This window comes from Bifidobacterium bohemicum DSM 22767 (assembly GCF_000741525.1).
In the GTDB taxonomy this organism is placed as follows: Bacteria; Actinomycetota; Actinomycetes; order Actinomycetales; family Bifidobacteriaceae; genus Bifidobacterium; species Bifidobacterium bohemicum.
The window spans coordinates 802188-823104 of record NZ_JGYP01000002.1 but is presented as its reverse complement, the minus strand read 5'-3'; the positions used below and the strand labels follow the sequence as shown (position 1 = coordinate 823104).

The window sequence follows — 20917 nt, the reverse complement described above, 5'->3', positions numbered from 1 at the left end:
TGGCGTCGTCGGGTGGCTGAGTTCGAAAGAAGGTGTCTATGCACTCTAGGCGGCGCGTCCTGGGGTATGACTGCATGAAGGCGTTCGCGATGCTGATGGTCATATTGCTGCATTCTCCCGGCTACACCTTGGATTTTCCACGGAATACGGTTGTAGGCGATCTTGTCATCGCCTTGACCCGGGTGTGCGTCCCGCTGTTCTTTTTGGTGAATGGGGCGTTGCTGCTCACCGAGCCTTTGGACTGGCACAAGGATGTTCGTCGGATGGCCAGGACGGTGGTGTTCATGGAGATCTGGCGAGTGATCTATGCGGTGGGTTTCGGCATTTTCGGTGATTCCCGTTTCGGTGTTTGGGATCTGACGCTCTTTCTGTTGGGCAACAATGTGCTAGGCAGAAATCCCGTGGGGCATTTCTGGTTCCTGAACGCTCTGGTGGCCGTTTATGTGATGCTGCCGGTCACGAAATATGTGTTTTCCGCCGCCGACCGTAAGGTCTCCGACTGGTTCGGCATATTGCTGGTGACGTTCACCATGATTCTGCCGAGCGCCAAACTTGTTTTGTCAATGTTCTCCACATGGACCGGCCGTGATATTCAGGGTCTTATCGACCCGCTTGAGGGATTCGGTGTTTTCGGCGGCTGTGCGAACGCCTTGGCGTACGCCTTCGTAGGCGGCCTTGTCGCACGTGGTGTCGCCGGGCTCGGTAAGGCGGATCGTGCATGGCGCCTCGGCGTGAAATGGAAGGTCTGCATGTCGGCGGGCATCATATTGTGCTGGGCGGCGACATATGGCATCGCCGTCTATCAGGCGAGGGTCCCGGTAAGTGTCGATTACAATCTTATGCTGCCCGTCGCGGCTCTGGCCGTGCTGCTTTTTGTGCTGTTCCTTCCGCTTCGCCTGCCGTCAGGGGCCGCCAGGGCGGTGACGGTGCTGGGCTCGAATACGTTCGGGGTGTATATGCTGCATATCCCCGTTCTGTGCATGGTCTGGCTGGTGGCGAAACATGGGGTTCGTCTGCCGGTATCCACGCCTTCGTGGGCCGCGCTTGTGGTCGATTTCCTGCTGGTCGTTGCGGTGTTTCTGTTGTGCGCCGCCATTACGCGGCTGTGTGCGAGGATTCCCGTTCTCGGCAGGATATTCACGTTTCGCTGATCAGTGCATGATGTCGTTGATCGCGTCGATGACTTGGAGATTGCCTGCCAGCACGGTTGTGTTCGAAGCGGGTTCGGTGCGCCAGCCCTCATGCCAACCTTGATTGAAGTAGTGGCATATAAGCGTGTGATCCTTCGCGCGTATCACCGTCAATGTGAATCGTCGTATGGTTTTAAGCACCAGCTCGATGTATTCGAGCGGCTTGAAATCCCGCCGTGCGAATCGTAGCATCCAGATTTTATTGCGTACTTCGAACCTGAAGCGAGCGCCCGGATCGGCATCGCTTGAACCGAAGGTCCTGGTTTTATGCACGACCTCGCTTTGCGGGACGTAATATCCTATGCCGTCACGAAGCAGCCGTGAGGTGTACTCGAAGTCGTCGTTCCATAAAAAGTAGGCGCTGACCGGAAGGGCCTTGCGGTGTTGGATGGCCGTAGCGTTCACCAGGCAGGAGACGAAGGAAAGGGAGCGGACCTGGTAGGCGTTGGTCGACCCGTGAAGGTGCCTTGCCGTGTTCGCGCGCAATCCCTCGAGCTTGCTGCGTTCGCGGGGTCTGTTCATCGTGTGTATGCGTCCGTCGATCCAACGTGCCTGTGAACCGAGGACGGTCGGCCATGCCCCGTTTGCTTTGGCCGCCTGACCGGTGGCTTTGAGCAGCTCCTCGAGAGCGGTCGGGGTCGGCATGGTGTCGTCGTCCATGAGCCAGATGTAGTGGCGGGTGTCCTGGGCATCGCCGCTTTGTGCTTCATGTCCGTCCGCGTGGCCTGAGTCGGCTGCGGCGACGGCCAGAGCGATGCCTGCGCAGAACCCGCCCGCCCCGCCGACGTTGTGGTCCAGTCGGACGACCTCGGCTCCCACGGAGTGGTTGCGGGCCACGTCGTAGGCACCGTCGGTGCTGGCGTTGTCGATGATGATCACGCGATCCGCGGGACGGGTCTGTCGCGATATGGCGTCAAGACACTCGTTCAGCAGTTTTGCACGGTTGTATGAGACGACGACGGCGGTCACGTAAAAGCTCATGCCGTCAAGTATATGGAATGCTCACGAACGAGAGGTTTTGGCAGGTTCGAGACGGGGCAATCGCCTCTGCTTTACAATAAAAGGCAAGTGCCAAAGCATGGATGATTCAATGTCGAGGGTCGAAGATGATGAGCCGCCGCTGCGGTTGGACGCCGGGAGAACGGTTTTCGTGAGGGCGGCATTAGGAGCCGGGAATCGGAGTTCCCCCGTGGAATGGGCGAGTCCGGCGAGTCCGCGACGCAAACCGCCGTGCGTGAGCTGCGCGAGGAGACCGGGATAGAGGCCGATGCCTCTCAGGCCGATGTGATCCAAAATATTCATAATGACACCGGGGTCCTGCGTGACGACGCGGCGGTGGTTCGCATCGATTTCGACTCCGACGTTCAGAGGGGCGCGGCCATTGCGCAGGTGCCGCTGTCTGGCGTCGACGTTCCGGCAACCGGCTCGGATTGGGAGCTGTCCCAGATGCGTTGGGTTCCCGATACCGAACTGAAGGGGCTCGTCTCGCAGGGGCAAATCGTTGACGGACCGACCATTGCCGCTTTCGCGATCTGTCTGCTGCATAGGCCGAAGGCGGATTGACCTCGGATTGACCTTGTTTATTCACCCGATATGTCCCGGCGTTTTGACTGCCCCGAGTCGTCGTGCGTTAATGATCCGGCCGTTCCGCCAACTATCGTTTCATGCCGTCCCCGGCGTTGGACTGGCAGGTGCGTGTCGGAATCACCGGCCCTGCTCCCTGTATCTGGCTTCAGTGGAAGCCTTCGCGGGGCGCCACCAGCTTTCGTTTTCAATGTACCAGGCAACCGTCTGCCTGATTCCTGCCTCGAAATCGGTGTGCTCCGGTCGCCAGCCCAGCTCGGTTCGTAGCTTGGTGGAGTCGATGGCATAACGACGGTCGTGGCCGGGGCGATCCCCGACCCGGTCGAAATCGTCCGCATCCTTGCCCATCACGCGCAGGATATCACGCAAAACGGTGATATTGTCGCGCTCGCCGTTCGCGCCGATCAGATATGTTTCGCCTATACGGCCTTTGGTCAGAATCGTCCAGACCGCGCTCGAATGGTCCTCGGCGTGAATCCAGTCGCGCACGTCCCGGCCATTACCGTAGAGCTTGGGGCGTGCGCCATCGAGGATGTTCGTGATCTGTCGCGGAATGAACTTCTCGACGTGCTGATACGGACCGTAGTTGTTCGAGCAGTTGGAAATCGTCGTACGCACGCCGAAGGTGCGGTGCCAGGCCCGCACCAACAAGTCGCTCGACGCCTTGGTCGAGGAGTACGGCGAGGAGGGGCGGTACGGGCTCCGCTCGGTGAACTTGCGCGGATCGTCAAGGGCGAGATCGCCATAGACCTCGTCGGTGCTGATGTGGTGGTAACGCACGTCGTATTTGCGTGCCGCCTCAAGCAAACGGAAGGTGCCTTCGACGTTTGTTCTGACGAAGGGTTCCGGGTCGGCAATCGAATTGTCGTTGTGGGACTCGGCCGCGTAATGGACTATCGCATCATGACCCGGAACGATCCTATCGAGCAATTCCCCATCGCGGATATCGCCCTGTATGAACTCTACCTGATTGTCCGGCAAACCTGCGATGTTGTCGACGTTGCCCGCATAGGTGAGGGCATCGAGCACCGTCACATGTGTCTCGGGGTGGTTTTCCGCAACATAATGCACGAAGTTCGACCCGATGAACCCGCATCCGCCGGTCACGATGATATTGGATGGAACACAGCCCTCTGTCATAAGCTCTACGCTAGCGGCCAGCGTGAACCTTTTGGTCCGTCGGCAGGCGGTGACGTGAGCCACTCTTCTCAATTCCTTTACTTGTGTTCGCGTCGGGTTCACAAAACGATTCCTAGACTTGGTTGCGTCGGAAAGGGCCGGGTGGTGTCCGGCCTCAGGTTGAAGGGACGCGGTATATGGGTGCGGTTCACGCAGGCTACGGGGTTACTTGGGCGAAAGTGATCCTGATGGGGGAGCATTCCGTGGTCTATGGATACCCGGCCGTAGCCGTGCCGATTCGGGCGCTGACCATGGAGGCGTGGGTCAAGCCGATTGCCCGCGGGGTTCGCGGTGAACAATCCGGTACTCAGGGCGCCGACAGCGCGGGGGTCGACTCGAAAACGTACGCTATGTCGCCTCATAGGCGGAACGTTCCTCCGCAGGATCGTCTTCACGCGCTTGACTACGATGGCGCACTGGCTGATGCCGGCACGCGGTTCGGCGGCGTCGAAGAGGCGGTGAAGGTCGCCACGGCCTTCGCGGGCTGCCCCGACCAGGCGTTCGATGTGACCACGAAAAGCACGTTCCCGGCCGGCCGCGGCATGGGATCGTCGGCGGCTAGCGCGGGAGCCGTGATCCGTGCGATTCTCGACGCCTGCGATATCCAAGCCAGCCATGCCGACATCCTCAAACTCACGAACGAGGCCGAGGTCATCACCCACGGCAATCCCTCCGGATTGGACGCGGCAACCACCTCCTCATTCGACACGGTCGTGTTCGAATCGGGCGAGATGAGCACCATGGCCATTGACATGCCGGCCTATCTTGTGGTCGCGGATTCCGGGATCGAGGGCAGCACGCGCGAGGCGGTCGGTTCGGTGCGTGAGCAGGATGCGCGCGACCACGGGCGTGTCAAAGCAGCCATGGATGAATTGGGCGGCCTGGCCCGCGCATCGGTTGAGGATTTGCAACGAGGCGCCGTCTTGCCGTTGGGCGGGCGCATGGATCGCGCGCATGATCTGCTCGCAGGCCTCAAGGTCAGTCACCCGTTCGTTGACCGGCTGGTCGAAGCGGCCCGTGGTGCCGGTGCGGTCGGCGCGAAAATGACCGGCGGCGGTCTGGGCGGATGCTTGATCGCGCTCGCCCCGGATGCCGTCACCGCCCAGCGTGTGCGCGTCGCGCTGTTGAGCGAGGGCGCCCGCGAGGTGTGGACGTACCCGCTTGATATTGATGCGGCCGGCTCGGCTGATGGCGTCGACGGAGGAGAGGTCGGTGGTGGGGCGACCGGGCGCGAGGTCGAACAGTAGGCCGATGGGCCGTCCGTGTGATTCCGGTCCTTCGGCCATTGGCTACGATCGTTGCCGCCGCCGTTTCGTGAATGTCGCGTCAATTCCGTGGATTTGGTGGACAATGGACAATTGAGTGACGGAAGAAACCGCGGACGGGGTACAGTCGCAGATTGTGAAGACAAGGGAATCGAATGTGCCGGTTCGGCAAAGCGCCCCGAATGAGGTTGGGGCGGATGTCGCGAACCCGCGTGTGGCGACCGCGAGCGCAAATGCGAATATCGCGTTGATCAAGTACTGGGGCAAAGCCGACGAAGAACTTATCATCCCGCGTGCCTCCAGTCTTTCGCTTACGCTCGACGGTCTGACCTCCCGGACGACGGTTGAGTTTTTCGACAAGGTGGATGGCGAGGAAGACGCTGACGTCGCCGGCGGTTCCGGTTCCGGGGTCGACTGTCGCGAAATCTATGACTACATCAAAAGCGCCGACAGCCTGACCATCGACGATGTCCCGCAGCAAGGTAAGGCGCTCGATCGCGTCTCTCGCTTCCTTGACATCGTCCGTGCCCAATCCGGTCTGCATCTGCCGGCCCGCGTCGTCTCGCACAACACCGTGCCATTCGGAGCGGGTCTGGCCAGTTCCGCTTCGGCCTTCGCGGCTCTGGCGGCGGCCGCTTCCAAAGCCGCGGGCATGGATTTGAGTCCACGCGACCTGTCGCGGCTCGCGCGGCGGGGGTCCGGCTCGGCATGCAGGTCGGTGTTCGGCGGTTTGGTGCAGTGGCATGCGGGCCATGACGACGAGACTTCCTATGCCGAACCCGTTGACATGGGTTCTCTTGACCTGGCGGTTATCGTGGTTCTGGTCTCATCGGATCTCAAGCCGGTCTCCAGTCGTGAGGCGATGCGTAGGACGGTCGCCACCTCGCCGTTGTATCCGGCATGGGTCGAATCATGCGCCGTTGATCTCGATGAGGCGTTGAATGCGATACGTCAAGGGGATCTTGAGCGGCTCGGCGCAATCACCGAGGCCAATGCGTTCGGTATGCATGCCGCCATGATGGCTTCACGTCCCGCCGTTCTCTACTGGCTGCCCGACACGGTTGCGGTGCTGCGTGCGGTCGATGGCATCCGTGACTCCGGGCTGGGTGCGTGGTCCACGATGGATGCGGGTCCGAATGTGAAGGTTCTGGCTGACGCTCGCGATGCCCGGGCCGTCGCCGCGGCTTTGCGTGAGCGGGTTCCTCAATGCGAGGTGGAGATTCATCGCCCCGGCTCCGGTGTACGCCTTCACTGACGCCGACGCTACCACGCGGCCGCGGAACGGCGAACTCGACCGGACGATTAGCGACGGCAACCATAAAGACATCCCGCAAGCCTTACGGTCACCGTGCCCCGCACTGAACATAAGACACACGTTGTGAGCAATAATCCTCTTTTTTTATGTGTGGCATACCGTCCATGCGTGATGCCGATGTGCCAGCGGAATGAATGCCATGCAAGAAAAGGCGCGGTTATCGGGGGTATTTGGTGCAGAGTGGACGATATTGCCCGGAACGGGTCTTTTCGTGGCTTAAGTTAAGGTGGGTATGGTGTTGGACGATCCTTGTGTGGACGACCGAGAGTAACGCGTTATGGTCTGAAGAGGGCGAAAACGGCGAATAGATGCAAGAAGGGCGGAAGTCGAGATGACGGGTGGTGGTGCGTCAGGCCAGGAAGTGCGCAGTGGCATAGCAGCGGCGCCGGGCAAACTCTATGTGGCTGGTGAGTACGCGGTGGTTGAGCACGGTCATCCTGCCATACTCGTGGCAGTGAATCGTTGGCTCACCGCGAAGGTGACCGAATGCGTAACCGGGTCGGACGGTGCCGTGGTGGCAGATAGCGAACCAGTCGGACGCATCCATTCCCAAGGCCATCCTGAGGCATCGGTGACCTGGCGTCGGCGTGCCGGCCGGGCGGTGCCTGACCTTGAACAGCCCGGAGCGGCATTCATCCTCTCCGTGATTCACTCGGTTGAGGAGCTGGCCACCGAAAGCGGCAAGGCGCTCACAATCTATGACGTGACGATTGAAAGCGAGCTTGACGATAAGTCCGGACGCAAATACGGCCTCGGTTCCTCTGCGGCGGTGACCGTGGCGACCATGCGTGCGCTTCTGGACTTCTACAGGCTTGACCTGACCCCCATGCAGCAGTACAAGCTTGCGTTCGCCGCGGCCAGCCGGGCACAGAAGGTCGGTTCCGGAGGAGATATTGCGGCGAGCCTGTTCGGCGGATGCATCCGTTTCACGGCGGTCGAACGACAGTGGGTCGTAGCGCGGTTGCAGGATACACCCTTGTCCGAGCTCATCGACATGCCGTGGCCGGGGCTCAGTGTGGCGCGATTGCATGCTTTGGGGGCGGGCAACCGCTTGGGGTTCATGGTCGGTTGGACCGGGGATCCCGCTTCGACGCCGAATCTGGTCAGCCGGGTCCAAGGCAGGGGCGCCGCCGAACGCGAACGGATGTACCACGATTTTCTCGACCGCAGCGATGCATGCGTCAACGCATTGGCCGATGCGCTTGAGGCGGATGATGAGCGGCGCACGTACGACTCCATCCGTCAGGCGCGAATGCTGCTGGCCGGGCTTTCAACGTTCACGGGCACACTCATCGAGACGCCGATGCTTCGGGAACTGGCTGAGGTGGCCGAGGCGCATGGCGGTGCTGGCAAGAGTTCCGGCGCCGGCGGCGGTGATTGCGGCTTGGCGATCGTCGGGCCGGAAGTAGATCGCGACAAGATCGCTCAGGCATGGCGCGAGAAGGGCATTGTGCCACTTGACCTGGCCCTGGATGAAGCCAACCAAATCGAAATCGGGTCATGGGGGGCAGATCCCGGCAAAGCCGAGTCGGCTGATTTTCCTTGGTTTTCGGCGCTTGCAAGCCCGCATGACGGTGATCGTCCAACGAAAACGATGGCTGCCCCAAACGCTGAAAGCGTCGAAAGCGTCGAAAGGGTCGGAACGGCTGGTTCGGCCGGAAGCCATAAAAACTCTTCGTATCATGGCATGCCCACGTGTGGCGCCGCCGGTTCGAATCGTAAGGACGACCATGTGCGTCTGGCTTTGGCGGAACATGCCGACCAGCGCGCCAATGCCTTTGACGACGTGCGGTTCGTCCACCACAGCCTGGCGAGTATCGACCCGTCACAGGTCGATATCTCGGTTGATGCATTGGGAACGCATTGGGACAGCCCCTTCTATATCAACGCCATGACCGGCGGGTCGGTGAAAACCGGTGCCATCAATACCGCGCTCGCGCAGGTGGCTCAGGCCGCTTCGGTCCCTATGGCCTCGGGTTCCCAGCGAGCCGCATTGCGTGACTCCGCGTTTGAAGAGTCATTCGCCACGATTCGTCAGTGGGACCCTGAAGGTTTTGTATTTGCGAATGTCGGTCCCGATGTCGGCGTGGAAGGGGCGCTTGCTGCGGTGCGCATGATCGGGGCCGACGCCTTGCAGATTCATCTCAACTCGGCGCAGGAGATTGTGATGCCAGAGGGCGCGCGTGATTTCTCGTCATGGCCGGATCGGATCGCGGCGATTGTCGAAGCGTGTCCGGTGCCGGTGGTGGTCAAAGAGGTCGGCTTCGGCATGAGCGCGTCCACGGTGCGGCGTTTGGCCTCGCTGGGTGTACGGGCGGTGGATGTCAGCGGAAGCGGCGGCACCGATTTTGCGCACATCGAAAATGCGCGCCGTGCCGGGCATGAGTACGCCTACCTCGACGGTTGGGGGCAGTCGACCGTGCTGTGTTTGCTGGCCCTGATCGAAGCGGGTGAGGACGATGACGGAGCCCGCAATGCGTCGCGCTCCGATGGATTGGGGATCCGTTCCGTCCGGGGCCCAGAGACATCGAGTGGAAGCATGATTGCGGACGCGCATTTGGGTGGCCTCCAAAACCTCCCGGCGTCCGCTGATGCCGTCGATGCTCATGGAGCAACGGAGGGTGTCGCCGGCCTCACCGTATTTGCATCGGGTGGGGTGCGCACGCCCCTTGACGTGGTCAAGGCGCTTGCGCTGGGTGCGCGTGCCGTCGGCGTGTCGGGGCACTTCCTCCACGTCCTTGCATCCCGAGGGCCGGAAGGACTCACTGCGGAAATCAACGCATGGAAGAACCAGGTGCGCTCGTTGATGGCGTTGGTTGGGGCTGCGACCACGGCGGATCTGACCGGGACCGATTTGCTGCTGACCGGACGCACCGCACAGGAGGCGAGCCTGCTCGGCGTGAATCCCGCATTCTTGGCGTGCCGGAGTCGCCAGCGCGGTTGATAGCCGGGCTCGAAGCAGCAGGAACTTCATGTAGGGGTTTCGACAGACCGTTGGATTGAGTGCCGGTTCCCCTCCCTGGGCGCTTTCGGCCATATCGTGGGTGCAGGTGACAATTGCGTTATGTTTCCTGATTTTTTGGACTCTGATGCCGACACTGCGGCACGTGGCCTGCTTGGCTGCCTGCTGGTGCGCGATTTCGACGGCATGTGCGTCACCACGCGCATCGTGGAGACCGAGGCCTATGACCAACTCGACCCGGCAAGTCATACGTTCCACGGCAGATCCGAACGCAACCGCGCCATGTTCGGCCCCGCCGGCCATGCATATATCTACCTGATTTACGGAATGCACTATTGCATGAACGTCACGGCCTTCGAGAACGGATTCGGCGCGGGCGTCCTCATCCGTGCAGTCGAGCCGGTTTCCGTGGCTGGAATCCCGGACCATGCCAGCGCCGGTATTGTTCCGAGATCCGGTTCGTGTGGCACTGTTGAAGGCGTGAAGGCGGCTGACGACACCTCTTCCCGGTCTCGGATGGAAGATATTGGTATGGATGATTCTGCCGGTTCCGTCGCTGATGGCAATGATCTCGCTGCTCCCGATGTGGCACTTCGAAATGACGCCTCTGCCGACGATGGTGGGGCATCGTCCAATATCGAGTCGTTCGTAGCGCGTCGTCGCCCGGGTAGACGGGTCCGCGACAGTTTCAACGGTCCGGCGAAACTGTGTAAAACGCTCGGCATCGATATGGACCTCTATGACCACGATTTGCGCGAACCCCCGTTGCGCCTCGAATCTGCGCCGCTGCGCCCGGGTGAGTGCGTCGAGGCCACCGAACGTATCGGCATCACGAAGGCCAAGGACCGTATGCGCCGCTTCGTCATCGCCGGCAACCCTTACCTGTCAAGATGAAAAGGCCGATTGAAACCTCCGTTGATGTCATCGGGAGGTATTCCTAAGACGTCCGTGTTTGTTGGCCAATGCTTCCGAATCACACGCGGTCGAATACCGAGGAACGCCGGAACAATGCGGTGCCGCATAAACGGATCTGTCTGAGCCTCAGGTCAATCTGCCCGACGAGGGCGGAATGCGTCAAAGTTCTCTTTGGCCGTTGGGGTCGCAGGACGGGCGCAGACCCGGAGAGAAATGTGACGAAAGACGCTGTTTTATCCGTCCCTCTCAACCCAATGCGGCCACAATGCAAACGAAGTTCATCAGGCTTGTGAATATCTCGACGATACCGATGTGAAGCGGTTTCAAACGTTTTCGCGTCAGCGGCAGGAAAACGGCGCGAAGCAGGAGGATGAGTGCTGCCCCAAGCCAGAGCCGGCCTGCAATAGGGTCGAGCTTGCTGGCGGGCAGACCGGTTGGCCGGGCATGCAAGGCAATGAGACCGATTGGTGCCTTGAAGCCGATGTAGACGGAGGTCAGCGCGAACAGTGTGAGATGGTATGTGAGCGACAGTATGTAATATTTCTTGTTGCCGTGCTCGCGAATCATCGTCTTGACGAATAGCACCGAGGCGTATTCCGTCAGGATGAAGGCGACGGCCGCGATAATTCCGTTGACGGGCAGCAATGGCGAACCTAGGATGTCGGTGTCATCATGGACTAGCCCGAAGATGGGCCATAGTCCGGCGTTATGGGGATAATTCGAATTTCCAATGGCAGTGGCGACCAAAGTGATGCAGCCCGCCGCAAGCACTGAGACTGCGTTGCCCCACAGCGTCCGTTCCTGCCTTCGCCATGCGGCGAGCAGTGAAAGCGTGGCAAGCGCGGCGAACGGCACTGCGTACCAGAGCAGTTCGGGCGTTAGCGCCAACAGCGGCAGGCCGACCGCCGCAACCAGAAACGCATAAACCAGCACCGGAGTCAGGAATGCGCGCGAACGAGAGTGGGGGAGCATGCTAGGCGTTCCCGTTGTGTGGTTGGATGGGGGGTCGCTGCGGGGAACTTGGTTGGCGCGGAGCTGCAGGTTCGCCGGGCTTCGGCCCGCTTCATGCGAGCGGACGGCCAGCCAGCGTGCCGCTGTGAAGTCGAGGCAGTAGCAGAGTGCCCACGCCGCAAGCATCCAGCAGTTTCTCCACGATGGCCCGCCGACACATACTCCACCCACCGCCGGCAGGAGCGCCATCGTCCACGCGCCCGGTTGGTCCGGAATCCAGAGTTTGACGTGGTGCCGAGTGTTTTTTGCGAGTTTCGTATGCTTATCTGTCTGTGTTACAATCACATGCGTGTTCTGAGGCGTACAAGGAGCTGGCGTGGGTCGCTGGTGCCGGTCTGCGTGAACATTTTTTGAGACTAATTGATCCATATCTGTCCTCTCGCGTATATGTCTAAATGTAGCAGAACAGATTTGCGTAGTCTATGGTTCTAGATGAATCCGAAAATGGGTTGCGGAATCGAAACGATATAAAAAAACGGTGTTCCTGACAAAATAATCAGGGACACCGAGATATCAAACTAGATGGTCATGCGGCAATCACGCCTCATCGCCTTCCGGCTTGGGAATGAGATAGGAGCAGGCAAAGGCCAACGCGAGTAGGATCACTCCGCTCACCATTGCTGCCGAATAACCGGCAACCTGGCCGCTGGACTGGGTAAAGGCGTTCATGCATGCGTAGAGCACTGCGTAACTCAGGCCGGAACCCAGGTTGAAAGCGCCGGCATTCATGCCGGGCAAATACCCGGTGTTGTCCTTCGGGGAGAGCACGATGCCCAGTCCGTTGAGCATGATGTTTGTGGTGCCTGCGTAGCTGAGACCGAGAATGACCGAAATCAGTACGAGCGTCCAGATGGCAGGATTGTGTGCCACGAAGATGCCGAAGAGGGTGCCGACGAGGGTGACGAGCATGCCGGCGCGCAATACGCGGCGGTAGCCGAAGCGGCTGGCCAATTGACCTGCAATCGGTCCGAAGATCAATCCGACGAGAGCGTACGGGGTCAATGTGGCGAACGGAACCACGCTGGCGCTCAGTCCGGTGCCGAATTTCGGATCCTGTGCGATGGCGGGCACTACGCCGTTCATGACGGCGAAGATGCCGGTCATGGTCAACAGGGTGGTCGAAAGCAGTCCCCAAGTGCGGCGCTGCTTGAGATAGTGCACGGCGACCATCGGGTCTTTCTTGCGCTTTTCAACCTGCCAGAATGCCACGAAGAAGATGGCGGCCACTACGATAAGCACGGCGACCATGAGCCAGTTCGCCTTGGCGAGTTTCTGGATTTCATTGATGGCCAGATATGCGGCGAGGAAGGCGATACCGAGGCAGACGACGCCGAGCCAATCCATCTTCGGTGTATCGTCCGCAGTGGATTCATCGGTCGCGACGGCTACGAGGATTATCGCGATGGCGGCGATGCCGGCCATGGTCCAGAAGACGGAACGGAATCCGAACGTGCCGGCGAGCCATCCGCCGAGGAGGGCGTCGACGCCGGCGATGCCGCCGTTGACCGAGGTCAGGATGGACATGAGCTTGGTGTAGCGCTTTTCCTCACGAACGCGTACATGGAGCATGATCAGGCACATTGGGACCATGGGGCCGGCGGAGCCTTGCAGGATTCGACCCAGCATCAGGATCGTGACATTCGGAGCCAGTGCGGATACCGCGCAACCCAGGGTGGTGGCGATAAGGATGCCCAGCAGTACCTTCTTACGTCCCACCAAGTCGGCTAGACGAGGCAGGAACAATGAGAAGAGTGCCGCGGCGGTGAAGAACACGGTCTGGGTCAGGCCTATTTGATCGGAGCTGGTATTGAGTTCGTGTTCCATGGTGGTCAGGGCCGGTGAAAGCATCGAGGCGTTGAGCTGGAAGGCGAAGATCGCGACCAGCAGTGCCGCCATCAACGCGACGATGGACTTGCCGCCCTCATCCAGCATTTTCCCTGTGCCGTTAGGCTTCTGTTTGGTGTTATTAGTCATGTTGTGCTTTTCTGTTATGTAGTGATCTGCTCCGATGGTGTCGGAGGTCATTGCGATTGAAGACGATTGTTGGGGCGGATACGGCTGAGGCAATCAGCCGATACGCTTGATGGCATCGATGATGAGGGCCCAGAACTTTTCGAAGTCGAGCTTCGTGGCAACCTGTGTGTGGCATTCATCGGCACTTGGTTCCGGGCCACGAAGGTCCGCGACGGTCATGCCCAATGCCGGGCCATCGGCGGTTTCCACGTCAACGGGGCAGCGCCTGGTGGCGACGACCGACGGATCGATGAGGTACGCCACAGTGCACGGATCGTGCACAGGAGGATTGATGAAGTCCTGATTGTCCTGATAGGATTTGCGGAAAAAGTCCATCAGTTGGCTGGCGAAGTGCGCCAAGGGGGTGCCGATGGCATCGATGCGGCTCTGAACTTCCGGAGTGCAAAGCGCCTGATGCGTCAGGTCGAGACCCACCATGGTGACGGGCCAGGGCTCGTTGAATACGATCTTGGCGGCCTCCGGGTCCACCTTGATGTTGAACTCGGCCACGGCGCTCCAATTGCCGACGTGGTAGCCGCCACCCATCAGCACCACTTCCTTGACGCGATCGACGATACGTGGCTCCATGCGCGCGGCCATGGCGATGTTGGTCAGCGGTCCGGTCGGTACGAGCGTAATGGTCCCGGGCTCGTTCGACATGACGGTGTCGATGATCCAGTTGACGGCGTGGCCTTCGTCTAACGGCCGTGTAGGTTCAGGCAGCTCTACGCCGTCGAGTCCGGTGTTGCCGTGAATCGAGGCTGCGACTTCGAGGGGACGGAGTATCGGGCGATCGCATCCGGCATGGACCGGTACGTCAGTGGCATGTGCCATTTCGAGTACGGAGCGCGCGTTGTAGGTTACCTTGTCGAGGCTCTGGTTACCTCCGACCGTCGTCACTCCGAGTAGATCGATGTTGGGATTGCCGAGTGCCAGCAGAATCGCCATGGCGTCGTCGTGCCCGGGATCCGAGTCCAGGATGATTTTCTTCATTGATGCCCTTTCGTCCTTGCTTCCGGTTATTCAGAAGTTCCTTTTCAGAACTACCAAAACAACCAGACAGCGCCATTGCATGACACTGTGTTTCGTGTCAGTAAAGCGTTTTATCAACACGAGGCATGATTGTAGGGGTATTTATCGGTTTCTGTCAAATTGATGTTACCGGGTAGTGAATTGAACTTACGTTGAAGGTGGCCCGTGACGATCCGTCCGTTTATCTGTCTCACCGATTTCTTCGAGGTAAACAACAATTATGGGGAAGGGCTGCGCAGCCGTTTGTTTGGAACCGGAGTGGGCGATTGATTACGACGTCCGCGACTCCTGTATCGGAAACGTCGTAATCGTCATGCGAGAAGGCTTGCGACAAAGTCAAGCTCACGCGCTTTCAATAAAACGGCCTTGCGGTGCTTATCGAACCGCAAGGCCGTCGAGCCGTAAGGTTTTCAGGTTTCTGGAGCCGTCATGCATGATGACGGCTCCAAGGATGCGTCACTTCTTGTCGGTGGCGTAAATCTTCTTGTTGAAAACGCCGAAGATCACGAGGCCCGCGATTGTTGCGATGGCGGCGACGAGGAAGAGGTTGCCGTAGTTTGCGGTCGAACCGGTGGCTCCGGACAGGCTGAAACCGGTCAGCGGTTTCGAGGTCATCAGACCGCCGATGATGGCGATACCGACAGAGCCGGCGACGTTCATCGCCAGATCGTTCATACCGACTCCTCGGCCGGATTCGTCCTTCGTCAGGGTGCCCAGTACGGTGTCGACGATCGGCGAATACAGCAAGCCGGTTCCCGCATAGTAAAGGCATCCGGCGATCACCAGAGCCATCGGGCTGGCCGTGACCAGGAACGATGCGGCTATCAGCCCGACCAGCTGCAGGCCACCCGCCAGGAAGATACCCGTACGCTGGCCGATCTTGTCGATGATCCACCCTGAGCAGGTGCCACAGATCGCCGCCACGATGAAGGCCCACACGATGTAGAGCGAAATGCTCCGAGTGTCAAGGTGGTGGATTTCACTGCCGATTGCGTTGAAGATCGGTGAGAAGGAGTAGTTCGGCAGGTAGAAGAGCAGAATGAGGCTGATGGCCATGATCCAGCGCTTGTTGCGGAAGAAGTCCGGGGTGATGAAGGGGTTCTTCGCCTTGTTGATGTAGACCGCGAAGGCGAAGAAAAGCAGCACGGCCACGAGAATCATCCACCAGGCGTTGTAGGAGAAGAAGAGGGTGAGGAACGCTGTGGCGATGCCGAACAGCACGAAGCCCCAAGCGTCCACCTTTTCCCCGGTGCCCGACTTGTTGGGTAGGTTGTGCAGCAACATGGGCAGGAAGATGACGGTTACCACCGGAATCAGGAAGAGGTACTGCCAGTGGATCGAGGTCAGCCAGCCGGCTGCGAAAACGCCGATGGCGGCGGAGACCTGGTAGCCGGCAGTGAAGATGCCGAAGAAGATGACCTTCAAAGAATCCTTAAGGTACTTGCTGGCCACCACGAGGTATACGGAGCCGGCGACCTGCTCGCCGGCAGTCTGGATGATGCGTGCAATGATTACGACCCAGATGTTCGGCGTGAAGAAGAAGGTGGCGACGAAACCGAAGACGGAACCGGCCAGCAGCAGTGAAATGCCGACGGTCACAAGCTTCTTCAGTGAGACGAAGTCGCCCAGCGAGCCGTAGATGAAGCATACGATGCCGAGCACGATGCTGGGTAGTGCGGTGATGAGCGAGGCCTGTTTGGGGGCGCCGACTGCCTGACCGACCTGGGTGAAGACGAGGTTGAACCCTTGCAGACATAGCGTTCCGAGGACGAAGGTGATAAGCAGCGGGATGAGGGCCTTGACCGCCATGTCGCTGGTGATTTCCGGATCGTTTTTCTTGTCCGTGGTATCGGCCACGGCTTGTTCGTTAAATTCAGTCATGTTTCTTTATCTTTGAACGATATTGATTTTGGACGAAATCGGTCACTTTGCGGCGGCAGCGACGTTGCCGATGCGGGTCATGAATTCATTGAGGAAGCGCTCTTTGTCCACGCCCACGGCGACCTTGACGGTCTTCGCGGGGTCGTTGAGACGTGCATTGTCGCCGATGGTACGGCCGCGTGTCGGCTCTTCCGTGTCGACCTGCATGTTGATCGGCAGGGTGGTGATCAACGTCGGGTCGACGGCCACCGCGGCGGCCAGCGGATCGTGCAGTCCACATCCGCCCAGGTGCGGTGAAGTGGTCTCGTAAGCCTTGATGTAAAAATCAACCATATCGGCCAGGAATTTGGCGGCCGGGGTGCCGATCCGGCGCCACTGCTCGGAATCTTTGTAGGTCATGAGTGTCTGCAGCGTCACGTCAAGGCCGACCATGGTCACTGGCGCCCCTGAGCGGAAGAGAATATCGCACGCCTCAGGGTCTTGTGAGATGTTGGCCTCGGCCCAAGGGCTGACGTTGCCGCATACGGTCAGCGCGCCTCCCATGATGACGATGTTGCCGATTTCATCCTTGATTTCCGGAGCCTTCTGAAGGGCTTTGGCGATATTCGTCTCAGGGCCGGTGGGTACGAACGTAAGGTCCTTGCCGTATTTCTTCACGGAGGCGATGATGAAGTCGACGGCGTTCATGTCGTTTTCGACCTTGCGCGGCGAATCGGGGATGTCGACGTCCCCGATGCCGTTCTTGCCGTGGATGAAAGCGGAGATGTCAGAGACCGCGAAGGAGTCGGTTTCCAGCGAGTGGGGCTCGCCACGGTATACCGGCACTTCGGGGTGGCCGAGCAGGTCGGTGACCGCAAGATCGTTACGGATGCCCTGATCAAGCAGAACGTTCCCGTAGGTGCTGGTGATGCCGATGAGTTCGACCTCGGGACTGCCTAGAATATAGGAGATGGCGAGCGTATCGTCAATGCCGGTATCCAAATCTAAGATAATCTTCTTCATTGTTGACCTTTCATCTTTTGCGCTGAGGCTGCTGGAAGACTCCACACTGTCGATGCGACCATGTAGCGTCGTTGCATATTCACGGCGTTATATTGATAAAGCGCTTTATCAATATAACGCATAATTGTAAAGCAATTTGGTCGCTAAGTCAAATCAAACGGTGTCGAAAACGTTGGAATCTAAGTGTTTGAAGAGAATACTACTGTTTGCTGGGCAGTGATGCCACGAGCGTCCGTTTTTAATCAGTAGACGGTGCGATGGTCGCGTACTGGTCGAAAATGAACGTTTGGTATCGAGTCGATCATATGGCTTGAGAACGAAAGCGCCTAAAGATGTGAGACCGTGGAGCGGCTGATAAGCTTCGGCTTGATGAATTTCTGTTGTGGATCGGTCAGCCACGGATGCTCCGAGGAAGCGCTTCCGACCTGACTAAGGCGTGAGGAGATCATCTTATGGCAGGTCTCTGCCAGCGTCTGGATGTTCTGGTCGAGGGTGGTCAGCTGGTGGTTGAACCCGAAACGTCGCGAAATGTCGTCGTAACCAATCACCGAACAATTCTCGGGACAGCTGAGCCCGCGTTCCTCAAGGCGTTGGATGAAGCCCATCGCCATAAGGTCGTTGGCGCAGAACACGGCTGTCGCATGCGCATCGATGATGTGATCGGCCGCACGGTATCCACCGTCGAAACGGTAGTTTCCCGCGCAATTGAGTGCCGGATCTAGGCCGAAGCCGGCCTTGTCAAGAGCGTTGCTGAAACCTGCTATACGTCTGTTGGTTTCGCCGGTCCTGCCGTCTCCGGAAATGCATGCGATGCGGCGATGCCCCTGTGTGAGAAGCGTCTCCGCCGCCAGCGAGCCGCCAACATAATTGTCCGAACCTACGGCATCGCACCAATGCTCGCTGACCAGTCTGTCGGTGAGCACGACGGGAAAACCGAGATCGGCGACGTCCTTCTGCAGTTCGTCCGACCGTTTCGCGGATTCGCGTGAGGGAATCAGGAAGAGGCCATCTACGCCGCGCGCGGCGAATTGCCGGAGCAGCCGATGTTCCGTTTGCTGCGAGTCGTCAGAGTTGGCGATGAGCAACGAGTATCCGTCATTGCCGATTACATCCTCCAATGCCTTGGAAAGCGAGGCGAAGAACATGTTCTCGATATCAGGAACCAGCAGCGCCAGGAGCATGGACCGGTTTGTGGCCAGACTTCGTGCCGCCTGGTTGGGAATGTAGTGGAGTCGTTCGGCGGTGTCAATGATGAGTTTCTGCTTTTCCTTCGACATCCTGGTCGGCCGGTTGTTCAGCACCAGCGAGACAGCGGTGATCGAGACGTGTGAAAGTCTGGCCACGTCTTTGATTGTCACTTTGCGGGACATTGCCGTCAACTCTGCCTTTCCCGGGGAATGGATCCCTTTCTTCGTGGAGAATGCCCCCAATAATACCTTATGCCATTGGAATTCAGCTATATGGCCGTCGTGATGAAGCTATCGGACACAGGTTCGGCTGGTTGTTCCGATTTTTCGGTTGCGGTGGATTGGTCCGGGTCTCAGACCCGTATTGCCGTTACCTGACCGAATCATTCCTGACGTCTGAGGGTGCGAAGAACTCACGGATCTGGTCGGCGGTGCCGTATGAGGCTTGTGCGCCGTAGCCTGTGGCGGCGTAGCCGGCCACATAGGCGGCCAGTGCCGCGCAGTCCTTAAGGGCGTATCCGGAGGCCAGCCCCGCCAATATGGTGCCCATGAAGGCATCACCGCAGCCGGTAGTGTCCTTGGCTTGGATTTTCGTCGCGTCGACGTGTTCGACCTGTCCGTTCTCGATGACCTGCGCGCCTTCGTGGCCGAGCGTGACGACGGCCTGGTCGAATCCGAAATCGGCCATGGTGCGGGCGATGGCGCTCCAGTCGATGCCCGGCGCCAGCCAGTCGCCATCCCGGGGCTCGTCGATCCGGAGCAGTTGGGCCATCTCATGCTCATTGACCAGGAGAATGTCGGAATATTGAATCAGTTCGTCTGGAAGCGTGTCTTGGAACGGAGAGTCGTTGAGCAGAACCTTGATTCCCGCTTCGTGGCACATTTTGGCAGTGGCGGTGACGGTCTCGATCGGACTTTCCAGGCACAGGCCAAGCACGGATGAGCTGAGAAGGGCGTCCTTCTGGGCCTCGACATAGGCGACGTCGACCTTGCCGTTCGAGCCGGGGGAGTAGACGATGGTGTTCTCGCCGTTGCCGTCCACGGTGATGACGGTGGTGCCGCTGGCGCCTTTGACGTGGGATACATGTGAGGTGTCGACGTTGGCGTTGCCTAGTTGGGCGAGCAGAAAGTCGGCGTTTGAGTCGTCGCCCACGGCGCCGAAGATGCTCACGTTCGCGCCGATTCGTGCCGCAGCCGCAGCCTGGTTTCCTGATTTGCCTCCGGGCAGGATCTGCAATGGCCCGCCGTTGACGGTCTCGCCGGGTTGGGGCAGGCGCGCGGTGGTCACCGTGTAGTCCGCGTTCATCGAGCCGACTATGCTCACTGATCCGGAAATGTTGTCAAAGAGCGACAAGGTTGCGTCAGGCATGAATCCTCGATTTCGTATTCTTCCGTTGAATGATGCCAACCTATGATAAAACGTTTTATCACAAAAGTCAAATATCCGGAATGGCCGAATCGCGGGGGAAACCTGGTGAGCGCTATGGCAAAAGACCCGAACCGCGCGGGTTACTGCCTGGCGCTCGCCTTCGCAAGCGTCTCGGTCAGATAGCGCCCCCCTGCCATGACGTATGGTGCGTAACGGCGGCCTGGGGTGGGGCCCATGCGCCCGGAGGGGCCTGAGATTGAGATGGCCGCAATCACTTGGCCCGAGCCGTTGCGAATCGGCGCCGAAACCGAGCACACCCCCTCTTCGCGTTCGTTGACCGAGTCGGCCCAGCCGCGGCGCCGCACCATGGCGAGTGTCTGAACGGTGAACTTGGAGTGACGTAGCCCTCGGTGCATCTGTTCGGACTCCTCCCAGGCGGTGAGGATTTGCGCAGCGCTCCCCGCTTGCATCGACAGAATCGCGCCAACCGGAATCGAGTCGTGCAGACCCGTCGGACGTTCGACCGCTGCGATACACACGCGCTGGTCGCCTTGCCGGCGATAGATCTGCGCGGACTCGCCGGTGCGGTCGAGCAGGGTCTGCAGGATGGGGCCGGCTGCGGTCAGGAGGCGGTCTTCGCCGGCGGCCGCCGCCAACTCGGCGAATCGCGAGCCAAGAACAAAGCGTCCGTGCTGGTCGCGTACCGCAAAACGGTGCCGTTCGAGCGCAATCGCCAAACGGTGGGCCGTCGGGCGCGCAAGCCCTGTTGCGACCACGAGCTGGCCGAGCGTGGCAGGACCGGCCTCCAACGCTTCAAGAATTTTTACCGCCTTGTCAAGAACGCCGACTCCGGAATGAATCTCATCCGACGACACAATCATCTGGGCTTTGTTGATTGAGGTGTCAACGGGAAAGTCGCGCTGGCTGTTATCGGATGCTTCTGTCATAGGGTCCATAATCGAATAATACACACGCGGTCAGATATCTCATATTCCGGAATGACAGTGTCCAT

The 20917-nt window shown here is 59.4% G+C and carries 16 protein-coding genes; 6 read left to right on the top strand and 10 right to left on the bottom strand.

Annotated features, from left to right (window positions below):
• Nucleotides 1-38: 38 nt before the first annotated feature.
• The gene (locus BBOH_RS05625) at nucleotides 39-1151 is read left to right on the top strand and encodes an acyltransferase (RefSeq protein WP_081930347.1); all 1113 of its coding nucleotides are present in this window, start codon (nucleotides 39-41) and stop codon (nucleotides 1149-1151) included.
• Here the strand turns inward: BBOH_RS05625 and BBOH_RS05620 are convergent, their stop codons facing one another.
• The gene (locus tag BBOH_RS05620; RefSeq protein ID WP_033521447.1) at nucleotides 1152-2171 is read right to left on the bottom strand and encodes a glycosyltransferase; all 1020 of its coding nucleotides are present in this window, start codon (nucleotides 2169-2171) and stop codon (nucleotides 1152-1154) included.
• 180 nt (nucleotides 2172-2351) lie between these two features.
• On the opposite strand from BBOH_RS05620, the gene BBOH_RS08290 reads away from it, so the two are divergent.
• Nucleotides 2352-2753: an NUDIX domain-containing protein gene (locus BBOH_RS08290; RefSeq protein ID WP_272945344.1), complete on the top strand. Its 402-nt coding sequence runs from the start codon at nucleotides 2352-2354 to the stop codon at nucleotides 2751-2753.
• Nucleotides 2754-2894: 141 nt separating this feature from the next.
• On the opposite strand, the gene rfbB is transcribed toward BBOH_RS08290, so the two are convergent.
• Nucleotides 2895-3914: a dTDP-glucose 4,6-dehydratase gene (rfbB, locus tag BBOH_RS05610; RefSeq protein WP_033521496.1), complete on the bottom strand. Its 1020-nt coding sequence runs from the start codon at nucleotides 3912-3914 to the stop codon at nucleotides 2895-2897.
• 176 nt (nucleotides 3915-4090) lie between these two features.
• Between rfbB and mvk the strand changes: the two genes are divergently transcribed.
• The 4 genes from mvk (at nucleotide 4091) to BBOH_RS08280 (ending at nucleotide 10389) form a co-directional block, all read left to right on the top strand.
• Nucleotides 4091-5200: a mevalonate kinase gene (mvk, locus tag BBOH_RS05605; RefSeq protein WP_052118179.1), complete on the top strand. Its 1110-nt coding sequence runs from the start codon at nucleotides 4091-4093 to the stop codon at nucleotides 5198-5200.
• A 115-nt stretch (nucleotides 5201-5315) separates the two neighbouring features.
• On the top strand, nucleotides 5316-6473 hold the full coding sequence (gene mvaD / locus BBOH_RS05600) for a diphosphomevalonate decarboxylase (RefSeq protein ID WP_202805400.1): 1158 nt from the start codon (nucleotides 5316-5318) through the stop codon (nucleotides 6471-6473).
• Between the two features lie 391 nt (nucleotides 6474-6864).
• Complete coding sequence (gene fni, locus BBOH_RS08285) at nucleotides 6865-9477, top strand: type 2 isopentenyl-diphosphate Delta-isomerase (protein ID WP_052118178.1); 2613 nt, start codon at nucleotides 6865-6867, stop codon at nucleotides 9475-9477.
• A gap of 120 nt (nucleotides 9478-9597) precedes the next feature.
• On the top strand, nucleotides 9598-10389 hold the full coding sequence (locus BBOH_RS08280) for a DNA-3-methyladenine glycosylase (RefSeq protein WP_052118177.1): 792 nt from the start codon (nucleotides 9598-9600) through the stop codon (nucleotides 10387-10389).
• A gap of 267 nt (nucleotides 10390-10656) precedes the next feature.
• Here BBOH_RS08280 and BBOH_RS08570 read toward each other — a convergent pair whose 3' ends face one another.
• The 8 genes from BBOH_RS08570 to BBOH_RS05545 all read right to left on the bottom strand — a co-directional run bounded on the left by BBOH_RS08570 (nucleotide 10657) and on the right by BBOH_RS05545 (nucleotide 20786).
• Nucleotides 10657-11790, bottom strand: a complete 1134-nt coding sequence (locus BBOH_RS08570; protein ID WP_081930346.1) for a YwiC-like family protein — start codon at nucleotides 11788-11790, stop codon at nucleotides 10657-10659.
• Between the two features lie 168 nt (nucleotides 11791-11958).
• Entirely contained in the window at nucleotides 11959-13353 is a 1395-nt protein-coding gene (gene uriT / locus BBOH_RS05575) for a uridine transporter UriT (RefSeq protein WP_143242430.1), read from the bottom strand.
• A 135-nt stretch (nucleotides 13354-13488) separates the two neighbouring features.
• The gene (gene uriH, locus BBOH_RS05570; RefSeq protein ID WP_033521445.1) at nucleotides 13489-14427 is read right to left on the bottom strand and encodes a uridine-preferring nucleoside hydrolase UriH; all 939 of its coding nucleotides are present in this window, start codon (nucleotides 14425-14427) and stop codon (nucleotides 13489-13491) included.
• Nucleotides 14428-14922: 495 nt separating this feature from the next.
• Nucleotides 14923-16347 (bottom strand): MFS transporter, encoded by a 1425-nt coding sequence (locus tag BBOH_RS05565; protein WP_033521444.1) that lies wholly within the window; start codon nucleotides 16345-16347, stop codon nucleotides 14923-14925.
• Between the two features lie 42 nt (nucleotides 16348-16389).
• Nucleotides 16390-17349: a nucleoside hydrolase gene (locus BBOH_RS05560; protein WP_033521443.1), complete on the bottom strand. Its 960-nt coding sequence runs from the start codon at nucleotides 17347-17349 to the stop codon at nucleotides 16390-16392.
• A gap of 326 nt (nucleotides 17350-17675) precedes the next feature.
• Nucleotides 17676-18719 (bottom strand): LacI family DNA-binding transcriptional regulator, encoded by a 1044-nt coding sequence (locus tag BBOH_RS05555; RefSeq protein WP_033521442.1) that lies wholly within the window; start codon nucleotides 18717-18719, stop codon nucleotides 17676-17678.
• A gap of 187 nt (nucleotides 18720-18906) precedes the next feature.
• Nucleotides 18907-19905, bottom strand: coding sequence for a ribokinase (locus BBOH_RS05550; protein WP_033521441.1), 999 nt, complete (start codon nucleotides 19903-19905; stop codon nucleotides 18907-18909).
• A gap of 140 nt (nucleotides 19906-20045) precedes the next feature.
• Nucleotides 20046-20786 carry an IclR family transcriptional regulator gene (locus BBOH_RS05545; RefSeq protein ID WP_237743164.1) on the bottom strand — a complete coding sequence of 247 codons (741 nt, stop codon included), beginning with the start codon at nucleotides 20784-20786 and terminating at the stop codon, nucleotides 20046-20048.
• Between the last annotated feature and the right edge of the window lie 131 nt (nucleotides 20787-20917).

Bases quoted from the DNA above. Each gene is read 5' to 3' on its own strand.
- uriH (WP_033521445.1), bottom strand. From the start codon at position 14,427: ATGAAGAAAATCATCCTGGACTCGGATCCCGGGCACGACGACGCCATG.
- BBOH_RS05625 (WP_081930347.1), top strand. From the start codon at position 39: ATGCACTCTAGGCGGCGCGTCCTGGGGTATGACTGCATGAAGGCGTTC.
- BBOH_RS05620 (WP_033521447.1), bottom strand. From the start codon at position 2,171: ATGAGCTTTTACGTGACCGCCGTCGTCGTCTCATACAACCGTGCAAAA.
- uriT (WP_143242430.1), bottom strand. From the start codon at position 13,353: ATGCTGGATGAGGGCGGCAAGTCCATCGTCGCGTTGATGGCGGCACTG.
- BBOH_RS05545 (WP_237743164.1), bottom strand. From the start codon at position 20,786: ATGATTGTGTCGTCGGATGAGATTCATTCCGGAGTCGGCGTTCTTGAC.
- BBOH_RS08280 (WP_052118177.1), top strand. From the start codon at position 9,598: ATGTTTCCTGATTTTTTGGACTCTGATGCCGACACTGCGGCACGTGGC.
- fni (WP_052118178.1), top strand. From the start codon at position 6,865: ATGACGGGTGGTGGTGCGTCAGGCCAGGAAGTGCGCAGTGGCATAGCA.
- rfbB (WP_033521496.1), bottom strand. From the start codon at position 3,914: ATGACAGAGGGCTGTGTTCCATCCAATATCATCGTGACCGGCGGATGC.
- BBOH_RS05565 (WP_033521444.1), bottom strand. From the start codon at position 16,347: ATGACTGAATTTAACGAACAAGCCGTGGCCGATACCACGGACAAGAAA.
- BBOH_RS08570 (WP_081930346.1), bottom strand. From the start codon at position 11,790: ATGGATCAATTAGTCTCAAAAAATGTTCACGCAGACCGGCACCAGCGA.
- BBOH_RS05560 (WP_033521443.1), bottom strand. From the start codon at position 17,349: ATGAAGAAGATTATCTTAGATTTGGATACCGGCATTGACGATACGCTC.
- BBOH_RS05555 (WP_033521442.1), bottom strand. From the start codon at position 18,719: ATGTCCCGCAAAGTGACAATCAAAGACGTGGCCAGACTTTCACACGTC.
- BBOH_RS05550 (WP_033521441.1), bottom strand. From the start codon at position 19,905: ATGCCTGACGCAACCTTGTCGCTCTTTGACAACATTTCCGGATCAGTG.
- mvk (WP_052118179.1), top strand. From the start codon at position 4,091: ATGGGTGCGGTTCACGCAGGCTACGGGGTTACTTGGGCGAAAGTGATC.